Genomic DNA, 26,753 nt, shown 5'->3' on the forward strand with positions numbered 1-26,753 from the left:
ATTATTCAAAGCGTTTATAATTAGGACGTTGGGTAAGAGCTAACGTAGCGGGTGAGGCAGCAGGAGGCGATTTCGGGCCATCCGTACTTTTCGCAGCCTTCGCCACTACCGGTTCATCGAAATGCAACAGTTGCACCTGCGTAAACCGTCCGAGGCGCCTGACACGGATACAACCTTCGTCCGCCAGTTTCGCCAGCAGGCGGCTCACCAGCGTTTTCGGCACTTCGGTCTTCTCTTCCAACTGCCGTAGGGTCGTGATCCATTCACCGCGGCGACAGGGGATTTTCTTACGCGAGAGCGTAATGACGCCGTCCACAAAAAAAGCATGCCGCAAGAGGCACAGGTAAACACGCGCCTTCTTTCTCAACACCGGGTCGTCCGAATACAGGTCGTCCAGTAACTCGTTGGGGACACGCAGGAAGCCTTTTCTCTTTTTTTCAGGTATAATACCTTGATTTTCCGTGTTTTTCATATCTTTCAATTTAGTTAAACAAACCCCATTCCGTCCGGGACAATCCGTGGGACAAGAGCGGGACAAAATTCACCCTATATAAATACTTGCTGTTCTGCCACTTACCGGTCTTTCAAAAATACTTGCGGGACAAAGGTGGGACGATCGCCGGTATCTCTCTATATATAATAAATATTATATTATAAATATCTTATAAAGGACTCCGTCCGATTTTCAAAAGATCACAGAGGCAAAGATAGGAAAGTGAAAGATACGGATTTGGGGTATTTTTTCGTAGGTACATATGACATTCGGAGAGAAGCGGCCTGTTTGTTTGACTTTTTATTTACTATTTATGTGATTTACTAGCAGAATAATATCTTCCAAAGGTTCTCTCCAATGCCTCCTGCAATATTTTGCCCCCGGAGGTCTCTGTGATCAGCCTGTTTTTAATTGTTTTTAACGCAAACCGTGTCCTGTATCCTGCATAAAGCACGGCAGCCAGTTCGTCGTGCGAGCAATCGAGCATGCCGATCTCGACGGCAGCCCGCATCATATCCAGAAAAAAGTCTTGTTCGACAACGCGGATACGTTGAAAATCGTACACCAGGTTCGAGCATCCGCAGTCGCCCGCCAGCATCTTGCCGTAGGCTTTAAAAAAGAGACGCGTGAACCGTTCCTTGAGTTCATCGCCGGCAGTATCCGGATTGTTGGTGAGGAAATGGGCACATTCTTCGATGAACCTGCGGCTGTCCTCCATTTTTTCTACTTGGCGTTTGAACCGGGCAAACGAGCGGTAATAACCACCGCAAAGATGAGTAATCTGTTCTTCCATGATCGACTAATTTTTAGAAAGCCGCTTTCTCCTCATGCCTTCAAAAAACCAGCCGATAAAAGTATAGGAAGAAATAAGACAATAACCCTAATTTTGTTGACAATATGGTGACAATGCGGTCATGACAGGCAACCTCCCGCATTTGTCACTATAGAGTCGCCAAAAAGGGCCATTCCATCGAGGATTATGATAAAAGAATATGGATACAGTTGCTTGACGACGTTTACTTCCTGGCCTTCAACGAACCAAAATATTACCATTCTTATCAATCAACACCTTTATTTTTTCCTTGCTACCAACATCTACCTTCGGCCATTCCAGGCAGGCATTGCATCCCAATGGCTTTCCGGACTCCACCTTTGTCTCTGCAAAGACAGCAATCTGCGCCGGAAAATCCGTTGGATTCTCTATTTCAAGCAGAGTACCTTTATCTGTCCGCTCCAGTACCCGGGCATTCACATGATCCAGCACCAGTAATTTATCGGTATCCGTTTGTAAATAGATCCCGGGATTCTGCAATATAGACAGCAATGCCACCGTTTCCCAAGCCATATTAGAATCTCCTGCCGATACGTTTCCAATACCTCCGACACCTTCCCAGTCACTTAAATTAACACGTTCCGATACTGATCCGGGGGCCGATCCATGCCCTAAAGGATTGGAGGGAGTAGTGACATATTGAACAACATTGTGGGCAATATCTTTAAGCAGTTCCGCATAACGTTCATCGCCGGTAGCCCGGTAGAGCTTCAACAAAAAATCACCCGAAAGGATATAGATACCCGGAGCACTGTGTTCATTCTGGACACTGGCCCAAACCGAACCGGTCGCTTTCGCACCGATGCGCCCCAGGTCCGACCCAGCCGGAAATTTATAATCGTAAGAAACAACCCAGCTGGAAAACATGGCAGCCGCAAAACGGGCTTTGTCCAGCCATTCTTTCTTACCGGTTATCTCGTACAAGACAGTCAGAGACTCCGCCAACTCGGCAGCCGATTCACTATCCGGACATTGCAGGATCTCGGCCGGACCACCTCCGGTATATCCTTGCATCAGGTCTCTTTCATAATAAAGATTTCCCGCAGCCTCAGCCACTTCCTGATAACGGGGGTCTCCATATTTCCGGGATGCCAAAGCCAACGCAGCAATGTTTATTGCTCCTGCCGTCGAGTTGTTTATATCCATCTCCCCGGTTTCCACATCTACAAACTGCCCGAACTGTCCGTAACGGTTCCAAAGTGTAACCAACCCGTCTGCCGCTTTCCGAAGCATGTTATCCCATTCAGGATCGATCTGCGAACCAAAGCCTTGTTTCTCCAGCAAATCTTCTATTTGCAGACTTTGGTATAAGACCAATCCTGTGCGCCTGATCATGGCTATGGAACGCCGTTCGTTCATTTCATTGAAATTATCACCAAACAACTCACCTTTCTTGAACATTCCATAGAAAAGTCCTGATTTCCCTTGTGCCAGTCGGAGCATATTCAGACTGCTAACGATCCGTGCCACCCGCTGCAGTGTCGGCCGAATCGCCTGCGGAAAAGCATAGACCGGTATTCCGCTCCAACCGGTTTGGATATGACCATAAGGAGAGTCCGAATCCGGTTGGTTACAGATATATTTGTACCGCCCATCATCCAACCATTTTGTCCGGTCGTGATGATCCAGAATAACAGAGGCTGTTTCGCTGAACGGCATCCGGTCGATATACTCGTTCTTGCCGGATAATGCTTTACGCACTTCAAACAACCTATCGAAAAATATATCTAACGAAGACGCATCAAAATTATACACCTTCAATCGCACTGATACGCTATCTCCTTCATTCCAATCGATTGCATGGTCTTCACTATCGACCAGGTTCGTCATAACATACTTCTTTTCCCTCACACCGGGTGCCGCGACGATAAAGGAAGCTGTATGTTCTTCCGGATCTTCCCGGATAGTAAACCCGGAATTGCCTAACCAGGTATCCTGGGTCGTCAGCAATATAAATCCTTTTTGCCGGGAAGGACTGTAAAAGCTTAACATAGGAGTCGTACAATTACTGGTCAGCATCTCTATCCGGGAAGGTTCCGGTTGGACAGACAAACGCGGAACTTGCGTAATAGTCACGGGCATATCCGGTTCCTTCTCTTTCTTATCATAGATATAAGGCGGATAAGGAATGTTCAACGACCGGAACCGGTTGCCGTTATAGACGGCTGCCGGAGCAAATACCTGGTTGGATGTATCCCAGTTTTCAAATTTAAATTCGATACCTACTCCGGCATTGGACATATGCCCTTTCTTCAATTGAAAACGATATGTCAACTCAGATACACCCTCATTACCGCTCGCTTGCTGATCGATATCCGAAGCCCATACGGTAACATCATCTATCCGTACGATATCTTTTTGAAAAGGATAAGATTCCTCCAACCGATTCCCGTCATACCGGTAAACATAAGGTAAGGCTCCTCCATCCAAAGAGCTCAAGAAAGGCTTCGTCTTGTTTTCAGCGGTGCAACCGGATATCAATAATCCCAAAACTGATATTAACCAATGATATTTATGCATGATACTGATTTAAAAAATACAATTATTCCATTACCGGAGGATAAATCTCCAACAACTTCTTTCCGCTTTGCAGATACTGTCCTCTTCTTCTGTCATACTCCATCAGAAAAGTTTTCCTGACAACTTCGAAGCTAAGCGGCTCCGCTTCGATCTTCAGTTCTTCTTTAGTAAGAAATCCTTCTTCAGCACCGGGAATAACGATAAGATAGCAACCGGCATCGGCAGGAGAACGATCTCCTTTGTCTTCCGGACAATCTTTCCAGGCAACGCCCGGTTCAGTCCGATAGCTCTTCAATATTTCCTGGACATAGTTCTTTCCACTTTGCTTATTATCTTTCCAGCGTATCCGTATCTCTTTGGTTTCCGGCGAAAAGACCATATAACCGTCCTTCACTGTCACCTCGCCAGCATCGGATGTAACCTGATCTATTTGTTTATAGTAAGGGACAGCCATATAGAGATGAGCAGGTTTGAAGTTGGTATAATCACAATTTAAACGGATATCCGCACCCTCTTGTTTGCATGTCATTACAGCATTGATCTTACCAAACTCGGAACGGATATCCCGTATCTCTATTTGCTTTCCGGGTTGTACCCATGAAGGCGACAAACCGGAGAACAGATAGAGTGAACGTTCCTCTTTATTTATACCGGCCTTTCCCCCATATTCCCGTACCAGCATATTCCGGATCAACAAAGCAGTCTTTGCCGCCGCCCAGGCATGAGGAGCCGGAACCGGGTCCGGATCGCGATCAGACCAGGGTTCTACCATATTTTCAAACCCTTCATGTGTGGAACCGTTATGCAGCAATATATGATACATATCCAGAAGCGCTTTCTCCTGATCGTTGATCGCCAAATATTGATTAGCCAGATTGGTCGTCGCATACTGGTGTAGATGCATACCGTTACGGTAAGTCATAATACCTTCTCTATATTTATGAGTACGGATATGATTTAAGGTTCCTTTAACCCGCCTATCATCCGGTTCCAACATTTCAGTCGGATAGACCAGCAGCATATTTTCCCAGTCCTGATCGGTTTGAAATTCCTTGAATCCGCTACGGGCCACTTCACCAATCTGGTATTCATACAGGCCGGTCGGTACGTAACCATCTGCATGAACACTGGTTTCTATCCCTTTCATGATCGCATTGTAATAGGACTTTTCCAGTTCTTTCCATTTCTTACATTCTTCGCCTTTTCCCAAATAGTCAGCTAACGTAATAGCACTGCGTAAACCCAATAGACACCATAGGTTATGGCTTGTGTAATACCCTTTGATCATCTCGGCATCAAAAGGGGTCGAAGGCCGTACCAGTCCGTTAGGTTCTTTGTTATGGTCGTGTTCGATCATCCCGATCGCCTGGCAGACAGGGCCGAAAACTTCTTCAGCTAAAGCCCTATTCTGCGTGTAAAGGAAATGGTTGCAGAGACTGAACAAAACTTGTCCGTGTGAAGTCATAATTTCCTGCGAATGGCTGACACTAGGGTCTACAAACAAGCCCTCTTCATTTATATTCTTGAACATCCAAGGGAAATTCAGTTCTACAAAATCGGTATGACCGGCCACATCATAGATCAGACGCATGTCGATAAAATCATTGAAGAATATGCCATCGTAAGGAAGTCCGCTTCCCTGCCTCCTGGTTCCGTCTTCTTCCATCCGGGTAGCCAGCATCAGATGAACCAAACTGGCTTTGAAAGAATCCTCCACCCGGTCTTCGGGTATCACAAAATATCCTCTACCTTCAATACGCTTTTTCCAATAGTCGATACAAGCCTGGCGGGATTCTGAATAAGGGGCCTGACGCAACTTCGACAAAAATGCCGTTTCACGATTACCGACAGGTACACGAGGAAATTTAAACGTCAGTTGATAGCTTTCTCCCGGATTCAATTCCTGCGAATAACGTGTCAAACCGGTAACCGTATTAACCTGGATACCCAAATCAGCTGCCAAGAAAGAACCTGTGTAAGGTTTATCCTTAGTTGCATACTTTTCCGGCTCTCCTTCAAAAGTATAAAGGAGTTGGTTATCACGAACAAATTCATTCTTATCGAAACGATAATTGAACTGATCGGAGAACTCGGCTTCGCCCATCCGATGATCGAGTCCGGAGGAACGTGTTCCTGCTGTAAATATAGCTTGTTGCTTTTGATCGGATACATTCCTTATTGAAACACGGACGAACTGTACAGAGTTTTTACTATCTTCTCCGGGTAAAGAGGAACCGAACATTTCCATATCATACCGGATACCGTCTTCCTGCCAGTCGTATTCCACAATAGGGATCCAACCTTCATAAAATGTTTTCTGATAAGCGGCAGTCGGCTTGTTCGAACTGCCGTAAAAGAAGCAGAGTTCGGCATTTCCCGTATAAATAGAACCATCGTAGGTAACCTGCACCGGAGCCGGCGTGAAAGGTACACCTATCACTGTTGTCGATTTAGGATTATAACTCCATTCCCGCTGGGGATCATTTACATTATCGGACAGCATGGTATAAGCAGCAGCTCCGTCAATCGCAGGATTCTGATCGGTCACATGTGCAGTATTGCATGCGGTTAACAAGGAGAATATGAATAATACTATGATCTTGTTCATGGTATATATCGTTTTATTTAGCTTTTAAAATTACCGGTTTTATAAATTTACCGGCTGCATTCACCCGGTACATTTTCCATGTTTTATCGTTCAAACGCTCCAGATGGTATTTATTTTCTTCTTTCTGCATCTCTTCTTTTAAAGAGGCGGGAAACACATTGGCTATACGGGCATCTTCCCAGGTACGGAATGCCTTGAACAACTCATATTTGCGCGGGCATTTCTCCACTGCGGCTTCACTCAAGCCGAGCATATAAGTGGCATCCCAGGCAATAGCTTTCGACTGCAGATTCTCGATAACCTGTACGGTCCATTCCGGATTGAAGTTCTGGATACCGAAGGTACACGGAAAATAGTTACTCCTGAGAGCATAACGAAAATCTTTTCCTTCAATGCCCCATTTATTGGTCACAGGGTTGAACATATGATTTCCTCCGCCGATATTGCAAACACTCATATAATGCCAGTTACCTTCGAAGACACAGGACCCCATTACCCTCAGGTAACCGCCGCCCAACAACTCGAACGAATCGAACATCCTACGCATAAAACGTTTGAAAGAGTACTGCCCGTGTCCCTGGTAAGTAAAACTTTCATAACCGTCGAAGTCGATATAATTCATTCCACCGTCGATCAGCCATTTAGCATAAAAGTCGGCGTACTCGTCCTGCAAACGGATTCCGGGAATAAAACCGTGGTAGCAGTTTATTTGTAGTTTGACCAATTCTTCCCCGGCCATATGAGATGTCGCCTCGGTTTTGTAAGCGCCTCTCTTTACGCCGGTCAATATGTAAGGTTTTCGGGTGGTCACCCCTTTATATGTAATCAGTTCTTTGCCCAGACGCAATACATTCGTACCATTGTCATCCCAACCACCATGCTCGTTCAGATAGCTGGTATCTGCAACACAAATCAATGTATCACGGGCATTGACAGACCGTTCGATCCGTGTACGAAGAACCGTACATAAACCCGGATTCGGAATAGGCTGCACATCACTGCTATGAGGTTGTACAAATTCAGTCAAGGTATGTAACCCGTAAGCAATACCCTCCATATTCAGTTGCCGGGTATATTCGCTGATATCTACCTTTTGTCCGTTCAAAGTCACCTTCTTTCCTGCCCAGCGGTCGGCCGGGTTCACGTAGTACTCGCCCAGTCCTTCATCCTGGATCGCCTTTATCCCCAACTGACTGGCATAAGACAGCAGACTGTCATGCGCTCCCCACCAGGCTATATCGGTACGGAATGAAGCCGGGTCTTTCACCCAAATGCCATCCCGTGTTACATAAGGAAGACCTTCGTTCAATACGATTTGTTCGATGACTTTCAAACCTTTATCGTCCGGACATCCGTAAAAGGCTATCGAAGAGCCGACATAATCGACCGGGATTGTGTCTACTATCAGATGCCGGGGAGCTTTGATTGCCGGAAAATCATTGAAATGAGGATACAAGATAGTCTGGGGAAGCGAACGGTCGCGTGCATGCAAAGCAATGGAAGTTCCGAACTCTGGCTCCAAAGTTGCCCCATTCCCCAATATGAACCGGTAGTAGTCTTCCGGATGAGAATAGAAAGCAATATCGTTATTACCGTCGCCGCCGATCCGGAAACGCTGTCCTTCCTGCAGGCTGTCCGGTAATGGATATTTCTTCGGATCCGGAGAATGGATAATATAACTACTTTGGTACATATCTCCGTTGCACGGAAGGCCACTGGTCGTATTATCATCCAAAGCCATAATGCCGATCGCAAACTCATCGTCGCGCACTACGGAGATTATCTCTCCAAGTGTCTTAGAAATAGTCGTGTTATAAGGTCCCCAGACTACATTATCCACACCGTTTGCAGGGGATACCGAGAGCAGTTCCATCCTTAGATATTCTTCTTTCCGGTCGATCCTGACCTTAGCCACAGAGCCGTTCGGATATGAAAGTATCATTTCTGCCTCACTCTCATCATATGAAGCAGCTTCCGGATGAATCAACCGGTCATTCTGATATAGGTTCACGAATGCCGGCATATGTTTTTCAGGAATATACTCTTTACCGGATTTGCTTTTCAGACTTTCTATATATCCTTTGTCATTTACGGACAAAATCATATATTTTGTTGTAAACCGGAACAGTTCCCCGGCTTTCAGTGTAGCCAAACAGGACAACAGGAAAATTATTGACAGATATAATCGTTTCTTTTGCATATAATATATTTGATATAAATAGTTAAACTGATCTTACCGGATTGACGGAATGTCGATCATATATTGTTCATAACCTTGCTTTAGTTTCTCTACACGCCGTCTGTCGAATTCATGCAGGAAGTTCTTCAGTACCAGGTTAAAACTAAGTATCTCTTCTTTATTCTGCTTTTCTGCGGGTAAAAGAAAAGCTTTTCCTTCTTTCAGGATAGCACAACCCTTTTCATCGACTCCTTCGAAAGTAGTGCAGGCACGGTAAGCGGCAAGCAATTCTTCCGAGACGCCACGCATCGGAATATCCTGCCAGTCGATCTGAACAGTCCGGACATCCGGACTCAGCACCAGGCAGCCGTCTTCCACGCACGATTTCCCGGCATCGGTCGTAAACCGTACCAACTTCTTAAAATAAGGAATACGGATACGGATAGCCCCCGGCTGTTGCTGAAAGTTCTTCCGGATAGTAACAGTCGCGCCTCCCTCTTTAAAGTCCATTCGGGCAGAAACAGTCCCCATCTCTGTCGGAGCTTCTTGAATAACCAACCGTTTACCCGGCTGTACCCATGCCGGAGAAAGAACAGAAAAGAGATAGAGATTCCGTTCTTCCGGTTCCAGGCCAAACTTGCCGCCATATTCATAGACAAGAAAATTACGAATTGTAAATGCGATCTTAGAAGAAGCCCAGGCATGGGGAGGGGGACAAGAAGGTACCTGACGATCTGTCCAGGGACGCACCAGATTTTCAAAACCTTCATAAGTAGAACCGCAATGAAGCAAAATGTGATAGAAGTCGATCAATGCCTGCTTCGTATTACCGCCGACCATATATTGTTCTATCATATTAGCCGTAATATACTGATGAAGATATAATCCATGCCGATAAGTCATGATGCCTTCAGCATATTCTTTTCGTATATGCTGAAGCGTACCCTTTACCATTGGATCATCCGGTGATAATAATTCCGAAGGATAAGCCAGTAACATATTTTCCCAATCGGCATTAGTCATATATTCATCGAATCCCCGCCGGGCAGCTTTCCCTGTAAGAAAAGGATAAAGTCCTGTAGGAACATACCCATCTGCATGGACGGAAACTTCTATACCTTTCATGATATTCTTCCTGTAGGTCTGTTCCAATGCCGACCAGTCATCCGCATCCTTTTTATTTCCCAGTTCGTTTGCTATGCGGACGGCACTCCTTATTCCCAACAATGCCCATACATTGTTTGTGGTATAATGTCCATCGATCATCTCATTGTCATAAGGGACAGCGGGAGGAAGCAATCCATATTTGTTCTTCGCTATTTCCGTTGCTATAAAGTCCACTGCTTTTTGTAAACTGGGGTAGACCTCTTTCATCGTTGACACATCCCGGGTAAAAAAGAAATAGTTGGCCAGATTATACATAATATGCCCTTGTGCCACGGGAGGAGTACCATTATCATGTTCCAGGGCAATATCGGCATAACGCCCATTGGGTTGTTGATAAGATACAGCATTCAGAATGATCATTTTAGCATAATCATTCAGGCCCATCATCAGGCAAGCCATCAAATGTTCTGGAGAAGAGGTCAGGAAAAAATTCGGATAAGGAAGACCGTCGGTAACAGTTTTCTTACCTTTTATTGTGCGTGTTGCCAGTAACAAATGAACAATAGAGGCTTTCAAGCCATCCTGAAATTGTTTTTCAGGGATTTCGTACCTGATTTTGTTCTCTACTTTCTCTTTCCAATAGGAAATCGTACGATCCCTGTAAAATGAATAATCAGCCTGGTCGATTGCCCGGATCACCGAAATCTGATTGGTATCTACCGGAACTTGTGGCATTTTAAATACTAACTCTTTCTCTTCTCCGCTTTTCATCGAGAAATGGTAACGTGCTAAAGCAACTGCCGTTTCTTCATTAATGTTATAATCACTTCCTGAGAAAGATTTTCGATAAGGGACACCATTAACGGCTTCATTCTTTGCTCCTGCGGGGAAAGTATAAAGTAACTTGCCATCACGCAATACTTTTCCATCCCTTATCTCAAAAACATTATCAGAAGAAAAACCTTTGACAATTCCTTCCCTGTTATCCGGATAACAAGCCCTAACAACGGAAGTAAAGTCAACATCCTGATTGCCGGAAGAAAAATTCTTCATTTTTATTTTCACGAAATTAAGAACCTCCCCGTCATCAAGGGCAGATGCAAAGGTTTCCAGTTCATATTGTACACCGTTATCTTTCCAATCGTACTGAACAATAGGCATCCAACCTTCATAAAATGTTTTCTGCCGTGCCATAAGGGCTGTATTATTCTTTCCATAAAAAAAGCCCAATTCAGCAAAAGTCGTATAAAGTGAGCCGTCGTAAGTAACCTGAGTTATTCCAGCTTCCTCTGACTGAAACGGCATTCCGATCACAGTAGTCGATTTAGCCATATAGCACCACTGTTTTGACGGATCATCAATACCAGGATCAATAACCTTTTTATAAGGAATAAACTCTTGCGCTTCTATAGTTGCCATTTGCAACAGAAGAAGGATAAAAAATAGGATTATTCTGTTTACTTTCATGATTTTAGATTTAAACATACTGTCATAAAAAACATGTGGATAATCACATTGTACTACCCACATGTCATAATTTTCAAGTCTGATCTATCTAAGATAACAAGTTATTCTGTTACTTCAGAGGATCGAATGTTCCTCCCCACTCATTATTCTGCTCCAACTTGGAATTACGATCCAGGTCATTTTTTTTAATGGGATAGAACCAATGGTTCATACTCAGATTGAACTTATAAACCGATTTATCGCCCTCCGGACATTCTATAAAATCGAAACTAAACATTTTACGTACTTCCGGATCAGACATATCGTTCGTCCAATCGAAAGTTGCGGGATCCACTTCTTTACCGGCTATCAACCAAAGGGCGTTACGATGCTTCAGGTTGTTCAGAATGTCGAAACGTTTCCAGCGACGCAAATCTCCCCAACGTTTACCTTCATAAGCCAATTCAATAAAACGCTCATCTATATATGCTTGCCGGATTTCACTTGTCGCAGAAGCGGTAATGCCATATTTTCCATCTTTATTTTCAATACCGGCACGTTTACGGATATCATACAATACCTGAAGTGCTTCGGCTGTTTTACCAACTTCATTCGCACACTCGCCATAATTCAGCAGAACCTCTGCAAAACGAATTTCAATCCAGTCGACAGCAGCATTTCCTACTAAGGCAACCGTCAATGTTTTATCAAGACCTTTCAATTGATGGAAACAGGTATTAGTAGCCTGTTCGCTATCTCCCAACTGGTCTTTTACCATACTGGCATATTGGAAGCCTTTCGGATCATCCGGGTTTTCCACTTTCTTCCAAGCCGGCCAATAACGTTGCCCACCCGTCAGATCGGGTACAGGGTAAACAGTACCCGGACTGAAAATGGTTGCATAGAAACGAGGATCACGATCCAGATAAAACTCATCTACAAATTGAGCATTATAGGCAGGATCGGCAGACAGACGGTCTATATCCAATGTCAGTTTCGTACCATCTTTTTTAGGATAGGCCAAAAGTAAAGGCAGAATAGCCTGATTATTATTCGGATTATCTTTAGTCAGTCGTAACGGACGGATAAGATTCTGATTAAAGGTATGATCCGGATAATAAAACTGGTTAACCATCACTACTTCACAATTACGCTCATCATACCAGATATCTTCGAATTTACCCTGATAAAGACCTTTCCCCTGTGAACGGAGGAATTCCAGTGCTTCCTTATTGGTTTCATAAGCAGCTTGCCAACGTTCCTGATTATTGGAAGGGTTAAACAGCGGACTAGCCCACCACATCATCAGTCTACCTTTATAAGCCATCGCACATCCCTTATCGATACGTCCATAATTTGTTCCGGTCCATGCATCAGGCAACATAGAGATAGCATCATCCAGATCCTTAAAGATTTGGGCCACGCATTCAGATGTGGAATTGCGGGATCTGAATAACGATTCCACATTCGTTACATCCTGGGGTTCAAGAATAAGAGGAACGCCTCCGATCACATTGACCATTCCCCAATAAGCCCATGCTCTCCAGAACAAAGCCTGGCCAACCATTTCCCGTTTTTCTACCTCTGTCAAAACGGAAGGATCGACATTCTCTATTTGCTTCAAAAAGAAGTTTATCTTGTCAATGTTACCGTAGCTTAATCCCTGTCCATTATTATCTACAGATATTTCACCCCGCTGATAATTGGTCATTGATGCATTCCCATTCATCCCTTCATCGGAATTATTGGCATCACCTAACGGCCATCCGGGTTTCATTCCTCCTTCTATATCAGCCAAAAAAGCACTGATCATTGTTTTATCCGTCCATACATTATCAGGACTGATCGTTCCCGTATTTGTATAATCCAAACTACATCCGTACAGCACCATCGTAAGTAAACCGCACGCTATACTACTTTTTATATTCATAGCTTAAATTGTTTTTTAATTAAAATGAGACATCGATACCAAAGTTAAACGAACGCATAACCGGGAAATCATTTCCCCCACCTAATTCAGGGTCGTAATATTTGAAATGGCTCCAAACAAACAGATTAGTTCCGGTAAAGAACAGACGCACGTTATCGAAAACCTTGTTATAACACATATTTTTCGGGAGATCATAACTCAATGTAAGATATTTCAAACGAACAAAACTAAGGTCCCGCAACCAGAAATTACTGTCGTAATCTCTGTAAGTACTGCTTTGTCCGGAACTTACCTGACGAGGCAACATGGCATCCGGATTTTCAGGAGTCCAGGCATTATCATACCATTCCCCCCACATACGTTGCCATTCATAAGCAGTAGCCACATTTCTGAAATTTTTCTTCTGTCCTAACAAACCGGAAAACATCATATCCAGACTTAATCCTTTCCAGCTGCCACCCAGATTCAATCCGTAAACTATAGGGTAGTTTTTCTCACGAAGCACTACACGGTCCCAGGAGTCGATAGTCCCGTCAGGAACACCATCCGGCCCTGTGATATCCTTATACACCATGTCGCCGACATTCGGCTTCTTCCCATTGATATTATATCCGGGATTAGCAGCCATGTACTCATCCAATTCGGCTTGCGACCGAATGATTTTATCAAAGTCATATCCAATCAGGGTATTCATTGATTTACCTACAGGAATATCAACCCATTGAGCATTTTCTGCATAGTCCTTTTTTATTACTTCATTCCAACCATAAGACATCGTCAAGTTCCCGAAATAAGAGAAATCCCTGCTTTGTCCGCGATACCCAACTGTAACATCTATACCTTGCGCATGAATCTGTCCGTAATTTTCAGCAGGCATACTCAAGCTGAATGAAGTAGGCAACGTATTCTGACGATCTCCTAAAATATCATATGAATTACGGAACCAATAATCGACCGAAGCATTCCAATTATTCAAAAAGCTTATATCTGCTCCAACATTATAACTCAATGCTTTTTCCCATGTTAAATTGGGGTTGACAACACTTCCGTAAGTAATACCTACAGACGGAACCGGAGACGTTCCATAATACACCTTGTTTCCTCCTTTATAAGACTCCTGCCATTGCCATCCTCCAACATTATCATTACCGGTCAAACCTATGGAAGCTCTTAACTTCAAATACTGGACTGCCGATCTGTTAAAGAAGTCTTCTTCCGAAATAACCCATCCGGCAGAACCTGCGGGGAAAAACCCCCAACGCTGATCCGGAGCAAAATTCATAGAACCATCCTGACGAAAAGAAAAATTCAGCAGATATTTGTCGGCATACGAATAGTTAAATTGCCCGATATACGACATACGGCCTGTCGTTGCATCTGTATCTCCGTTGCCCCATGTATCCGACCTCGCGTCACTGGCAGCCCAGAACTGATCGGTCATATATACCGGAAATGTTTCCCTTCCGGCTGTCACACCGGTACTATTAGTTTCTTGCCACTCTGAAACGAGTGCCGCCTGAACACGATGTACCTTATTGAATACATTCTCATAATTCAACTGGAAATTCAATTGCTTGTCTCCTCCCCATTTTGATACTCTCTGAATGTAATCTTTTCCTACCCAGGTCGATTTTCTTGTCCCGATAACTTCTTGTGTACTTACAATACGCCCGTTTGCTCCGTCTTTTTTAACCATTGCCTGGTCATAATTGTGATAAAACTCTTTGTTTGTATTGTGTTTCCAGCTTTGGCTATATGTAACTTTGGCACTCAGTCCTTTCAGGAAAGGAGCTTTATATGTACCACTGATAAGTACCTGAGGTTTCAACTGAGAACCAATATTATATCCACCGGCACCAGTAGTAAATGCGACCAGATTTCCTGTCCAACCTAAATCAATATATTCACCATTTTCTGTTAACATGGGTTCTTCCGGTTTCCATCTTCTTAGTTTCGAATACAATTCTGACGGCCCTTCATAGATCATACTCCCTATTTTATTGTCTGACAATCCAAAGCTGGTAAATACTTCAAAATCTTTTGTAATATCGGCCGTTACATTCATTCTGATATTATATTTATCATGGCTCATCGGACTCAGGAATCCCTCCTGTTTCATATAAGATGCAGCTGCATAATATTTTACCCGATCTCCACCCCCACTTACACTCAGATTATGAGTTTGTGTTGCCGGATTGTGCCACACAGTTTTCAGGTTGTCATATCCATAACCTCCATTGATTGTACGCATATGATCTATTTCTTCCTTCGTCCAGGCAGACGGATCATCTCCAACCATCCGATTATACAACTCTGCCGTCTCAACACCACTGGTTAAGTCCATATTTTTCGTCCGTGTATCGATACTGTATCCGTATGAATAATTGAAAGTTGGTTTACCCCTATTACCTTTCTTGGTAGTAACAATGATAACACCTCCTGCCGAACGTGAGCCGTAAATTGCAGCGGAGGCAGCATCTTTCAACACGGATATATCCTCAATTTCAACAGCACTAAGATTATTAAAATCAGCAGCATCCCGTATTACACCATCAATAACATAGGTAACTACCTGTTCATTCCATGACGAAGCAGTACGAATAGTTATTTTCGGAGTAGAACCCGGAATACCATTGACTGCACCAATATCTACGCCAGCCAATTTACCAGCCAGAAGATTTCCGGTAGCCGTTGTAGGTAATGTCTTCAGGTTATCCGTCACCTTCATATTCGAAATAGCTCCTGTCAAAAGCGATTTTTTCTGCGTGGTATAACCAACAACAACTACTTCATCCAATGTTTGGTTATCTTCATCAAGTATTACAGAAATCATCGTCTTATCACCGATTTTTATTTCTTTCGAAAGATACCCGATATATGAAACTTCAATAACTGCACCTGTCGGTATGTTTATACTAAAGTTTCCGTTCACATCAGAAATTACTCCGTTCGTTGTCCCTTTCTGAATAATATTGGCACCGATAACAGGTTCGCCGTTCGTATCCGTTACAGTTCCTTTTAGTAATTTCTTCGGACTGATATCCGCATTCAAAGGGTCAGATTCGGTCAGTACCACCTGCGTTTCTCCTTTTATAGCATACGATACCGATATTTGTTTAGTAACCTGTCCCATTACGGTTTCTATACTCTGATCGTCCGCATCGACAGTGATCGGGATATTCATGCCGGAAAGTCCTTTCTTATAAAAAAAGCGGTATTTACTCACCTTTTCAATTTGCTTCACCACTTCCGAAGCGGGTTTGTTGTTCATATGTATGGTTATCTGAGCGTGGATCCCTGTCAATGGGAAGGTTAACAACAATGTCAGAAAAACCATCTGTTTAAATAAATGCTTCATGTTACTCATTTTTCTTTTAATTAGAAATAAGATGTAGATAAAATAAATGTTTGTAACTTTGTAAGCAGAAGAGTCCCGTTAACAACAGTCGGTCTCCTACATCGACTGTATCAACTTGTGGGATATCTGCTAAAATTGTACATGTGAGGTAGCTCTCTATGAGGGTTACCTCTCTTTTTTGATTCTTTTATTCCTTTCCCATAGGCAATTCGTTAGATTAGACATATTAGTATTTATTTCCGTAGGGTTAACACCCCCTGCTAAGGAGTTCTCCTTTTCAGGAAAACAGTATCTCCTTTATACTCATAGACAACCGGAGTTGTCAGGTTGATAATGTCGATAAAGTTTTCAAGACTGTTGTTACGGATCGTTCCTATGTAACATTCCTTTTTCAACGATTCGTCTTCTATATGGATGGTCGTATTGTACAGGCGGTTCATGATATGAGCGATCTCTTCCAATGATTCGCCGTCGAAAGAGATTTCATTCTCCCTCCAAAGGGCAATACTGGCCATATTTTCATCCTTATACTGAGTAAAACTCCGGTTCAGCAGATCGACCCGGACCGATTCGTGCGGCCGGAGGATCGCCACATAGTCATCATAGCTGACTCGTACAGAACCTGAGAACAGCGAGGCAATCATTTTATTATCATTCCTATAAGCATTGATATTGAAGGCCGTGCCCAATGCTTCGACCTGCATGCCTTTCGCCTCTACAACAAAGCGTTTCTCCGGATTCTTAGCGACCTCAAAATAAGCTTCCCCTACCAACGCCACATTACGCTCCTTCATGCCATAGTCAGCCGGATAGCTGATCTTCGTATCGGAATTAAGCCATACTTTCGTGCTGTCAGGCAGGGTGACAAAGGCCCGCTGGCCCTTCTCTGCCGATACCGTAAAACTCTGCGCTGCCAGCTGTTTCTGCTTGTGGCTCATATTATAGTTGAGCAGGCTCAAAACGACAATGACGCAAGCAGCCGCTACCTGCGGCCAGATCTTCCAGGAAACGCGCGGACGCAACGGAACGGCCTTCACCTCTTTCTTCTTCTCATCCAGATCCAGATTCAGATTCAACCGGCGATACATACGTTCCTGCACATCACGCGGCATCTCATCCGAACTGTCTTTCCAGGCAGTCTCGAACAACGCAAAGAATTCCTCTTTGGATGCACATTCCCGGAACCATTCCATCAGCTGCCGATTTTCCTCCTCGGTAGTAGTTCCTGCTATCAGACGGTGAAGTAATTCTATTCTCATAATTTAATTCGTATATATATAATAGTCGATTAAGTACATCGGGTACTTAATCGACCTATGCAATATATTGCATATTTAACTTTAATTCACAAAACACGCTGTTATTAACAAGAAAGAAGTCAGGCAAAAGAGCGGCGTTTCACATGGAAAGATAAATGAGCAGGAAAGCCACAGCCTTATCTCCCAACACCTTACGAAGCTCCTTCAATGCATGGTAGATATGCACGGCAACCGTACGTTCGGATATAGTCAGTTTTTCTGCTATTTCAGCGTGCGAGAGATTTTCAAAACGGCTCATGATAAATACTTTCCGGCGCATTTCCGGAAATGAAGAGATGACATTGAAGATATATTCCCTCAATGACTCGGCTTCGATCGCTCCTTCGTCCGAATTGGTGATCAGATTACTATCATTGATATCTTCCACCGATTGGTTGTTATGGAATGCCTTTCTCACATAGTTATAGGCCAGGTTACGGGCGATGGTAGCGATATAGGCCTCAAAATTAAGTTCCGGCTGTATCTGTCCGCGCCTCTCCCAAATTGTCAGAAAAAGTTCCTGCACGATATCTTCAGCGGCATCAGAATCATTCAGCAGATACAAAACGGTATTGTATACTTTCGGACTATACCGCCAATAAACGGTATTAAAAGCATCCCTATCTCCCTCTTTAAGGCGATACAAAAGTTTACTATCCATATTTATGCTGCTATCCCCCATCATTAAACATAAAATCTTATGTTTCACTATGAAATAATATGCCAAAGATAGCAATTTTATTTATCTTATATAAAAACGCTCCTATCCTCCGATAACCGTCACATACCGTAAAAGCTCGCAATTCCCGTCGATATCCAGTATGCCTTTTTTTAATAATTCGCTTTCCAGCCTCTTAAACGACACCTCTCCCATGTTATGCAATGTTTTCAACTTATCCAGACCTTTGTGTTCTATAACATACTTCATCAAGTCCTCGAGCGTCTCTATATCATTGCCTCTTAACGCATTGACGGTCCTTCTATCCAGCTCGAAAGGGACAGTCAACGGCTTATCCAGTAAGTGCCGCTGGTCCTCTATAGAGATCTTCTCTCCGGAAAACTTTATCCGCAAGGCTAGCGCACTCTCCAATTTCTCTATTCTGGTATTCAACGATATTATCTTTGATTTCAGTACTCTGATTTCTTCTTCTTTCTCTACGCCCTCATCCAGATATTTCCTGACAAATCCGGTCTGAATGCCGATATCCGTCAGGGCATCCTGGAATATGATCTTTACTTTACGCTGTGTAATATTGAGATGTTTTGCCACCTTTCTGATACTTATATGGGTTGCCAACGCATGAAATACGAATTTCTTTCTCTCGGAGTTAAGCAGATTGCGCATTTCCGTTATGATAAACAGATATTCCGGAGTGAGCTTCTTAAATGATTCGGACAGGAACTCTTTCTCCGTCACATATTTTCTAGGGGATACAGGTTGTGGCTGTGTCTCCGCGCTTTGTTGTTCAGATACGGGAGGTTGTTCAGGCATGGGAGATGGTTCAGGCATGGGAGATTGTTTATCGGGCGTTGAAGGGACAACACAAGCTTCCTTCGACGACGTTGCGGCAGGGTCAGGAAGCGGATTACTTACAAGGCTGAGCTTCGGGTCGTAGGTAAAAAGATGTTTTACATAATCGCGTAATCTAGTTAACAAATTCATCATAATATAAATAGTTTAGTTTAAGTCAAAATATAAAAGAAGAAAGTCAACGCCATGGCTTCTAAAACATTCCCTACAAGGACAAAGGTAACGGATATGATTAAAAAAACAACAGAATAAGCAAGAAAATCAATGTCAGGACTAAAAAACTGCCCTATCCTCACGAACCGAACAGTCATCTACATATTTGAATGAGTCGTATACATCTTCCAAATATGAATAGTTGGGAGCTTATGGAAAGCTCTAACCCTCTTTTAATGTTTACCAGTCTTATCTCCTCTTTCATTTGTATCTACATTTATGAATCTAAAACCTGTTATTTCTTTCTTACAAAGAAAGGCAGAATATTCCCATACCCCAATATTCATGCCTAGGTAAAAAACATAAACGACTAAGTTTTTTACCTGGCATGCAGGAAAAGAAAAAAGCAAGGCAGATTGTTATTTCCTATATGACAAGCAAGGACTTTATCGTTTTGTCCTTATATTTGTCTCAAATAAACTAAGTTCGATATGGAAAGAGAAACAGAAGAGAAAACCGGAAAGAACGTTCACCAGGGTGCGAACGTCCGCAGATTACGTAATATAATGGGTGTCAAACAAAGCTCATTGGCGGAAAAGCTCGGTACTACGCAGCAAAAGGTTTCACGCATCGAAAGCCAACGGGTGATCGAAAAAGACACATTGCTCCAAATCGCGAATATCCTCCATGTTTCCCCCAAGATCATTGAAGAACTGGATGAGAACCCGCTGTCGATCGTGATTGAGAATAACAATTTTGAAACAGGTTATGGCAGTATTGGTAATTTAGGAATAATCCAGAATGATCAAAACAACGAAAACACGATCAACAATCCCCTGGATAAAATCATGGAATTGAATAAACAGTCCACCGACCTTTTTGAACGCATGCTGGCTGTTGAAAAGGAAAAGTCCGCCTTGCTGGAACAATTGTTGAAGGAGAAGGGGAAATAAGGCCTGTCTATTATAGCGCATATCTTGTCAGATGTGAACGTAGGGGCGGGGTCTGCCCGCCCATCTTCACCGGTTGTTATATTATCGTCGCAAAGGGCGGGCAAACCCCGCCCCTACAGAACCTGTTATTTGGGTTCAAATTTCTATAGCTTCTCTATTTCCGCTACCGGCAACCCTGTACATTCGGCAATGTCGGCTGTACTTATGCCCATATGTTTCATGTTAACTGCTGTTTGTCGTAACCTGGTCTTTCCTTCGGCAAGTCTTTCTGCCAGCCCTTCTGCTTTGCCTTTGGCTTCTCCCTCTGCTAGTCCTTCGATCCGACCCTCCCATTTGGCGGTGTCGAGCACATCGTTCTGGATCATGATTACATTCAGATGTTCATCGTATGCATGCCGCTCACTCGTAGACATCGAGTAGTATTTCAGTTTTTCCCGGGCTTCACGAAGACCCGGTACCGTCGTGTCAGGACGAATCGTTCCGTCTTTCAGATATTCGATCCATTCGTCCAGAGGGGTCATAGCTACTTTATCGAACTCGTTTACACGAATCAGGATATACTCGGGGAAGATATTTGCGGGCAGGCGGGTGATAACGGCATCACGATCGCGAGTATTGATTCGCAAGCGGTCACCGGTATGTACACCCGTGAAATGGTTCTGCCCGTGGTAGATATAATCTGTGCCCACGCCGAGGTCGAAATAAAGGATGCTGATGGAGTAGATTTTCTTTATATCCCGATAGCCTTCACCCAGCGAGATATGCTCGGTGATGGCTTTGGCTACACCGTAAAGGATGCGTTCGAGATAAATCTATTCCCTTATACTTTCCTTATTTCCCAATGCCTTAAATTCCACATCGACAGAGGGGGCTTTGGGGGAAGAGAAGTCGCATTGTACCGTCACATTATTTTTCCCTTTATTCCAAGAGGTCGTTCCAGAAACATCAAAACGCTTACGCGGTTGCCAGAAAGCATCGCAAACATAAACCGACGTGCCATCGCAATACAGCTTATCTCCCGCTTTCAGCAGCTCCTGTATTTGGATCGGAGCGCATCCTTCCACCAGTATTTGCATGTTTGCTATTTGAGCAGAAACGTCTTCACCGGCTTTAACCACCGCATAGAATTGCACCGGTTGTTTCTCATACGGATTGTCGAAAGTAAATTTACTTAACAAAGGTTCTCCCGTTTGTACGGAACGATACTTGTGGATATTATCCCCTTTCAAGGTTACTTCATACAGGTTCCAAGCCTTATCGCTCGCCTTTTCCAAATGGAATTCGTTTTTAGGATTCTTCATCTTCTCTCTTTGTGCAGCTGTTAACAAATGGTTGTTGCGCACTTTCTGCCATTCACGAATGGCCTCAAAAAGGCGGCTCTTAAATCCGCTCTGTTCGATGCTTTCGTCTACACGCAATAAATAGCCGGCATCAAAAGCGGCACTACGTGCCTGGATCCATTCAATATCTTCCGGCCGATAAGTCTGTTCCAATTTAAACCAACCCAACATGCCCGGCATCAGGTTACGTTCGAAATAACGCTGGTTTTCCAAACGGTAATTGACCTGGCTTTCACGCAGATTGTCGTACCAAGGTTCTCCCCAGTTCATGAAAGAATAGATATGCCACCAATAATGGAACGGTGATGAGCCACAAGAGATAATACCTTTCTGATCCAGGTCGTCAAACCATTGTTTCAGGAACCTGGAAGCCCCATATAAACCATGTCCCGTAGGTGACCCACCGTAATAACCGTCGAAGTCCATCAATCCGACTCCCGTTTCATTACATACTTCAGCCAAACGTTTTGCAAAAACATCACTCAAATGAATATCCGGGAAAAGACCGCTATAACAATTATTCAGCAGCTTATCGATCTTTTCACCCGTTTTATGAGCCGTTGGTTTCGTTCCGAACTGTCCGCGAGTGCAATCCAACAATTTATAAGGTTTATCCGATGTCACCTCCCGATACGACACAATCTCTGTCCCAATCTTTGCCGAATGCGTTTCACCCAAATAGGTAAAAAATTCCGGTGATTCAATTTCTATATCCTTATCAGTAGCACTGATCTCTTTTGTTAAAACAGAACTTCCTGAAATGGCCAGGCTATCACTAGGCACGGGAGAGACATACGGGTCGTGCGTAGAAGTAAACATCGTCAGTGTATGTACGCCGATTTCAATGCCACGAGCTTTCGCTTTGTCGGTAAATGCTTTAATTTGCTCTGCTCCCTCCGGAAAACGAGAGGTGTGTAAATCAAAATGTCCCCAGCTTTTGAATAGGTCCCCGATATGAACCAAATTGAAGTTACAAGAATCGGCATAATTCAATGCATTATCCAACGAACGACCCTCATATAACATATAAGCCGGATTCCGGAGTTTCCGTTTTTTGATCCACTCTCCGTTCATCATCGGATGTGGCAATCCTTCCTGCACCTCGATCTTCCCTATGACATCAACCGCTTCCGAAGAGGGTGCGGCAAACAAGGCAATAGAACTTCCTACGAAATCCTGATCCAAAGCCGTCACCGTCTGTCTTCTTCCTATATAATCTATCACTTTTTCTTTTCGCCAATCACGTGCGAAAAATTGAATATCACTACCATACGGACGTGCTACAGCCGCATTCCCCCTGATCATACGTACATATTCGGGCATATCTCCTTCTTCATTCACATTGATGTCGTACGTTTGCTGTCCGATCTTATCTTTCAAATCGTCGGGCACCTCTTGTCCCGGCAGCGAATCGATGTAACAACCGCCTGTAGCATCATCGCCCAAATGAGGTCGTCCTTCTGTCGTGTTGATACCGAGTGCCTGTACTCCAACGGCAAACACGGTATCGTGTACCACTCCCACCGTCTCTCCTATATATTGAGATATATCGGTTGCATAAGGCCCCCAGGCAATAGCTTCAATCTGATCACGATTACTTAACGAAACCAATGACAAACGGATATATCCGTCTTTTATCTCTTTGGAAACGACCGCTTCCGATTGGTTGGCAAAGGTCAGTATCCATTTATCTGCTTCGGTTTTCAAGCCAGTAGGCAGGATATACTCTTTCCCGTCATAGAGACTCAACACAGGAGAGGAACCCTCTTTTGCCAAGTAGTTCACACCGGTTCGGTTGTCTGCCACTTGACGGATAAACCCTTTTCCATCTACACTGAATGTGGCATACTGAGTCGATAGTTCATCGACATATGATTGATTGCATGCGCATAGCATTAGAAATGCTACTACATAAATACTGCTAATTTTTCCCAATCTCATTGTTTACAGCTTATTTATCTGATTTTCCTATTTATACTCATTTTTCACAAACAAAAATAATGCTTACTGATAAGCCATAAAATAGCAAATAATTGTCTATTCCATGGATTATTATTGTTTCTACTGTAGTCAGTTTTCAGATGAGACAGGGCAAATCTTATATTTGTAATAGTGCGGTTTGTGTTCAAAATGAACTTGGTTGGTTATAGGCGCTTTGTTAACCACCGTCATACTATTTCCATCCTTATCCACCGCTTCTATATCTACACCTAATGCTGAAAATCCAAGTAGAGACAAATTGAAATCAACCTCCTCTAAATCTCTCAGAGGGATAATTTCCCAACCAAACTTTTCTTTCTTCAACATATAAGAGCCCTTACCACCAAGTTCTCCCTTTTCTACTTCCCCATACGTATCGATATAAAATAAATGATCGGAATAAACCTTGTCAAGTAATTTACCCGTTGATGAGGCAGGGTTTGTAGAAGAAACAGAAAACAAACGACTTCCAGGCAAAACAGCCAAAGTTCCATATTTAGGCAATGAATAGTCGCAATCATTCTCTTTAACTCCCCACGGCTGATCGGAAAAGTTGGCATAAATCTTTAAACCACTATTATATTCAACCTGAATACAAGGAGATTTTAATAAATCTTTTTTGATTGCATCTGAAGATGATACATAAGATTTGCCATCAAAATACCGGATACTTTTCACCGGAATCATCGAATAGCTATTTTGGAATGGTTGCAAGAAAGCATATCTACGAACCGCATCGAATCCCTCTGACAAAATACCAATATTACCGAAAGCGTAGGCATAAGCAACATAGGCCTCGTTAGATACATTAGACATTCCGTCCATTTCCAACGGATTAATCTTCAATAATTGAAAATCAGGGAATATAGGTAAACTATGATTCATATGTGAATAATTCCCATCTAACAATCCTGCATAGAACCAATGTGTACCACCTTCTGAATAAACAGGACCTTGGTAGGCACGGCGTTCGTTCATCAAAGTCATACCAATATATTCAAATACAGTACGAAATTTTCCTGCTCCAGGAGTACGATAATCGTAATCCACCCGATCCATAGGAGAAATACAAGTCTCTACATCGCAATAAGAGAAGTTGGTCCCAAATGTCTTATGTATTTGTGGAGCCAAAATGGCCTGTTGTTCCCAACCTATAGTTACTTTATTAGCATAGCATCTACACCAAGCAGGTCCCCAACCATAATCTTTGTGGCTAATACGTACCCAATCTTCATTCCACAGAGCATTTACAGGGGCAAAATCCATGTAATTTGAGTAAAAACCAATCCTCCAATCTTGTCCTTGTACAAAACGGACATATTCTTTCAGACGCTCTATTCCCAGATCAGGATTAGGTATCGTTCGAAACGTATAACTTTCTCCATCGGCACGCCAAAAATCTTCGTGATAGCGAATACTAACTTTTTCTACACCTTTAGAACGTAAATCGGTCACGAACTTTCCTAATTTAGGAAGATCACTTCCACCGTTGATCGCCCACAAACGATCTACCTGATTAGAACGCATTGGAGAAGCCGGGTTATCAATCGTCGGGAATACTTCGTGTACATCAGGTGATACGTTAATGAAAAGACGTTCACGTAAGGGATTACGCTTTTTGTTATTCAACGGATAATATTTTACTCCGCCATTGTAAGTGGCTTCACCCTCTTTGATACCCTGTTCTCCACCATAATACATGGAAGCATTGGTATAATACCAATCAAACATTGTCAAATAGAACAGATTGTCAGCATACAGTATGCTGGGAGCATCAGCCGTATAGGAATCATTGGCAAAAGGGTTATACACCAAGAAAGGGACCCCCACCAATTTACCATCCGACACGTTACCTGTTGTGCCTAAGCTGATCTCTTCCACTTTCCCATCCGCTGCTTTTTCTTCAATCGTCCAAATCAAAGATTTCTGCTTGATCGTATAAGAACAATCAAAGCGTTGGCTCAACCCCTTTCCTACTGCTTTATAACGAATGAACAAAGTATCGTTTTCTAGTCTCTTATCCATAACTATCCACTCTGCTTCTGTTCGTTTTTCAAAAAGGATCTTAGCGTTGGCATTCACCTTTTTCTCTTGCCCGTCACACAAAAGTGTCACGCCGCCTATCGGATAGGCCGGGTCTACTTGATACATCAGCTTAGCATCTTTCCCTTCGTATGAGAAAAGGAATTTCTCGTCTTGTTGCTCCACACGATTACTAAATCCGGTCGTCTTATTCATCGGTAAGATCGTCTCTTCACGAAGCGGAAAAGGCAATCTCTCCGGGAACGGCTTAAACTTCATCGGCTTCAAAACTTCTTGATACCCATAGATAGGGCCCAAGAAAATATTGTTCTCCACATCCGGTTTTGTGCCATTCCCTTTAAACTCCAATCCGATGAATGTAATCGGTCGGGCAATACTATCATTCAATTTGATATGGTTCAAAAACCAATACTTGTAATTCATATTCCGCCATAACCATTCTTGCATGAACGGAATTGTTATCTCCCGGCCTTTGGCATCCCGGATAACGGCATAATGGGTCATGGCTTCTCCACTGTTCTCCCATAACCAATGGTTTCCATAATTCCAAAAGTTGATGCAATCCCACTCTTTCTCAAACTTGTACGGTTTGATGAGCTCTACACGAAATCCGGCTTTTGCCTGCTTAGTCTTGTAAACAACTTTTCCACTGTAATCACCTATTACCCGTTGCTTTTTAGTTCGATATAATGTGACTTCGGATTGATTTGCCCGAACCTGCCACTGCGTACAATCATCAAAAGTAAACAGTGGCTCTCTGGCTTCTGTACGCCCTTCCATTTCATAAGGTTTACTCCCGATGCTTTTTTGCTTCGGATCTTGATTCATTCCTCGGATTGCCTCTCCATATTCCAATCCGTTTGTCTCTTGTGCTTTTCCTTGTTGGATATTCAGAGCCAAACATAGCAACACACATGCGCGTAATAATTTATGTTTTAACATATTGTCTAATTTATAAGAAACTACCATCAAAAAATTTCAG

14 protein-coding genes and 1 pseudogene are annotated in these 26,753 nt (G+C 43.2%); 1 reads left to right on the forward strand and 14 read right to left on the reverse strand.

The genetic code is table 11. From position 1 onward, the window contains the following. Position 1 precedes the first annotated feature (1 nt). From IEY67_RS01535 to IEY67_RS01585, 11 genes are all read right to left on the reverse strand, one after another. Positions 2–472: a hypothetical protein gene (locus IEY67_RS01535; RefSeq protein ID WP_183670268.1), complete on the reverse strand. Its 471-nt coding sequence runs from the start codon at positions 470–472 to the stop codon at positions 2–4. Between the two features lie 328 nt (positions 473–800). Then, positions 801–1,286 carry a hypothetical protein gene (locus IEY67_RS01540; protein ID WP_183670266.1) on the reverse strand — a complete coding sequence of 162 codons (486 nt, stop codon included), beginning with the start codon at positions 1,284–1,286 and terminating at the stop codon, positions 801–803. 237 nt (positions 1,287–1,523) lie between these two features. Next, positions 1,524–3,845 (reverse strand): glycoside hydrolase family protein, encoded by a 2,322-nt coding sequence (locus IEY67_RS01545; RefSeq protein ID WP_183670264.1) that lies wholly within the window; start codon positions 3,843–3,845, stop codon positions 1,524–1,526. Positions 3,846–3,867: 22 nt separating this feature from the next. Beyond that, positions 3,868–6,453 (reverse strand): hypothetical protein, encoded by a 2,586-nt coding sequence (locus IEY67_RS01550; protein WP_183670261.1) that lies wholly within the window; start codon positions 6,451–6,453, stop codon positions 3,868–3,870. A gap of 13 nt (positions 6,454–6,466) precedes the next feature. Then, complete coding sequence (locus IEY67_RS01555) at positions 6,467–8,653, reverse strand: hypothetical protein (protein WP_183670259.1); 2,187 nt, start codon at positions 8,651–8,653, stop codon at positions 6,467–6,469. A 33-nt stretch (positions 8,654–8,686) separates the two neighbouring features. Continuing rightward, positions 8,687–11,206 carry a glycoside hydrolase family 15 protein gene (locus IEY67_RS01560; protein WP_183670257.1) on the reverse strand — a complete coding sequence of 840 codons (2,520 nt, stop codon included), beginning with the start codon at positions 11,204–11,206 and terminating at the stop codon, positions 8,687–8,689. Positions 11,207–11,315: 109 nt separating this feature from the next. Continuing rightward, positions 11,316–13,115 carry a RagB/SusD family nutrient uptake outer membrane protein gene (locus IEY67_RS01565; RefSeq protein ID WP_122353639.1) on the reverse strand — a complete coding sequence of 600 codons (1,800 nt, stop codon included), beginning with the start codon at positions 13,113–13,115 and terminating at the stop codon, positions 11,316–11,318. Positions 13,116–13,134: 19 nt separating this feature from the next. After that, complete coding sequence (locus IEY67_RS01570) at positions 13,135–16,473, reverse strand: SusC/RagA family TonB-linked outer membrane protein (RefSeq protein ID WP_229800932.1); 3,339 nt, start codon at positions 16,471–16,473, stop codon at positions 13,135–13,137. Between the two features lie 260 nt (positions 16,474–16,733). Beyond that, a complete protein-coding gene (locus IEY67_RS01575; protein WP_183670256.1) occupies positions 16,734–17,732 on the reverse strand; it encodes a FecR family protein in 999 nt (332 codons plus the stop codon). Positions 17,733–17,871: 139 nt separating this feature from the next. Continuing rightward, complete coding sequence (locus IEY67_RS01580) at positions 17,872–18,432, reverse strand: RNA polymerase sigma factor (protein ID WP_183670254.1); 561 nt, start codon at positions 18,430–18,432, stop codon at positions 17,872–17,874. Between the two features lie 102 nt (positions 18,433–18,534). Then, entirely contained in the window at positions 18,535–19,437 is a 903-nt protein-coding gene (locus tag IEY67_RS01585) for a hypothetical protein (protein WP_183670252.1), read from the reverse strand. Positions 19,438–19,946: 509 nt separating this feature from the next. Here IEY67_RS01585 and IEY67_RS01590 point away from each other — a divergent pair. Further along, complete coding sequence (locus tag IEY67_RS01590) at positions 19,947–20,408, forward strand: helix-turn-helix domain-containing protein (protein ID WP_183670250.1); 462 nt, start codon at positions 19,947–19,949, stop codon at positions 20,406–20,408. Between the two features lie 143 nt (positions 20,409–20,551). Here IEY67_RS01590 and IEY67_RS01595 read toward each other — a convergent pair. The 3 genes and pseudogenes from IEY67_RS01595 to IEY67_RS01605 all read right to left on the reverse strand — a co-directional run. Continuing rightward, positions 20,552–21,217, reverse strand: a pseudogene (locus tag IEY67_RS01595) (nuclease/transposase family protein); the annotation flags it as partial. Between the two features lie 3 nt (positions 21,218–21,220). Further along, complete coding sequence (locus IEY67_RS01600) at positions 21,221–23,689, reverse strand: hypothetical protein (RefSeq protein ID WP_183670614.1); 2,469 nt, start codon at positions 23,687–23,689, stop codon at positions 21,221–21,223. A 129-nt stretch (positions 23,690–23,818) separates the two neighbouring features. Continuing rightward, positions 23,819–26,713 carry a hypothetical protein gene (locus IEY67_RS01605; RefSeq protein WP_183670248.1) on the reverse strand — a complete coding sequence of 965 codons (2,895 nt, stop codon included), beginning with the start codon at positions 26,711–26,713 and terminating at the stop codon, positions 23,819–23,821. Positions 26,714–26,753: the final 40 nt, after the last annotated feature.

Source organism: Parabacteroides faecis (assembly GCF_014647375.1).
Taxonomy (GTDB): Bacteria; Bacteroidota; Bacteroidia; order Bacteroidales; family Tannerellaceae; genus Parabacteroides; species Parabacteroides faecis.

What these genes read in the sequence shown, in the direction of transcription:
- IEY67_RS01590 (WP_183670250.1), top strand. Translation starts at nt 19,947, where the DNA reads ATGGAAAGAGAAACAGAAGAGAAAACCGGAAAGAACGTTCACCAGGGT.
- IEY67_RS01545 (WP_183670264.1), bottom strand. Translation starts at nt 3,845, where the DNA reads ATGCATAAATATCATTGGTTAATATCAGTTTTGGGATTATTGATATCC.
- IEY67_RS01580 (WP_183670254.1), bottom strand. Translation starts at nt 18,432, where the DNA reads ATGGATAGTAAACTTTTGTATCGCCTTAAAGAGGGAGATAGGGATGCT.
- IEY67_RS01540 (WP_183670266.1), bottom strand. Translation starts at nt 1,286, where the DNA reads ATGGAAGAACAGATTACTCATCTTTGCGGTGGTTATTACCGCTCGTTT.
- IEY67_RS01555 (WP_183670259.1), bottom strand. Translation starts at nt 8,653, where the DNA reads ATGCAAAAGAAACGATTATATCTGTCAATAATTTTCCTGTTGTCCTGT.
- IEY67_RS01570 (WP_229800932.1), bottom strand. Translation starts at nt 16,473, where the DNA reads ATGAAGCATTTATTTAAACAGATGGTTTTTCTGACATTGTTGTTAACC.
- IEY67_RS01605 (WP_183670248.1), bottom strand. Translation starts at nt 26,713, where the DNA reads ATGTTAAAACATAAATTATTACGCGCATGTGTGTTGCTATGTTTGGCT.
- IEY67_RS01550 (WP_183670261.1), bottom strand. Translation starts at nt 6,453, where the DNA reads ATGAACAAGATCATAGTATTATTCATATTCTCCTTGTTAACCGCATGC.
- IEY67_RS01585 (WP_183670252.1), bottom strand. Translation starts at nt 19,437, where the DNA reads ATGATGAATTTGTTAACTAGATTACGCGATTATGTAAAACATCTTTTT.
- IEY67_RS01535 (WP_183670268.1), bottom strand. Translation starts at nt 472, where the DNA reads ATGAAAAACACGGAAAATCAAGGTATTATACCTGAAAAAAAGAGAAAA.
- IEY67_RS01560 (WP_183670257.1), bottom strand. Translation starts at nt 11,206, where the DNA reads ATGAAAGTAAACAGAATAATCCTATTTTTTATCCTTCTTCTGTTGCAA.
- IEY67_RS01565 (WP_122353639.1), bottom strand. Translation starts at nt 13,115, where the DNA reads ATGAATATAAAAAGTAGTATAGCGTGCGGTTTACTTACGATGGTGCTG.
- IEY67_RS01600 (WP_183670614.1), bottom strand. Translation starts at nt 23,689, where the DNA reads ATGAGATTGGGAAAAATTAGCAGTATTTATGTAGTAGCATTTCTAATG.
- IEY67_RS01575 (WP_183670256.1), bottom strand. Translation starts at nt 17,732, where the DNA reads ATGAGAATAGAATTACTTCACCGTCTGATAGCAGGAACTACTACCGAG.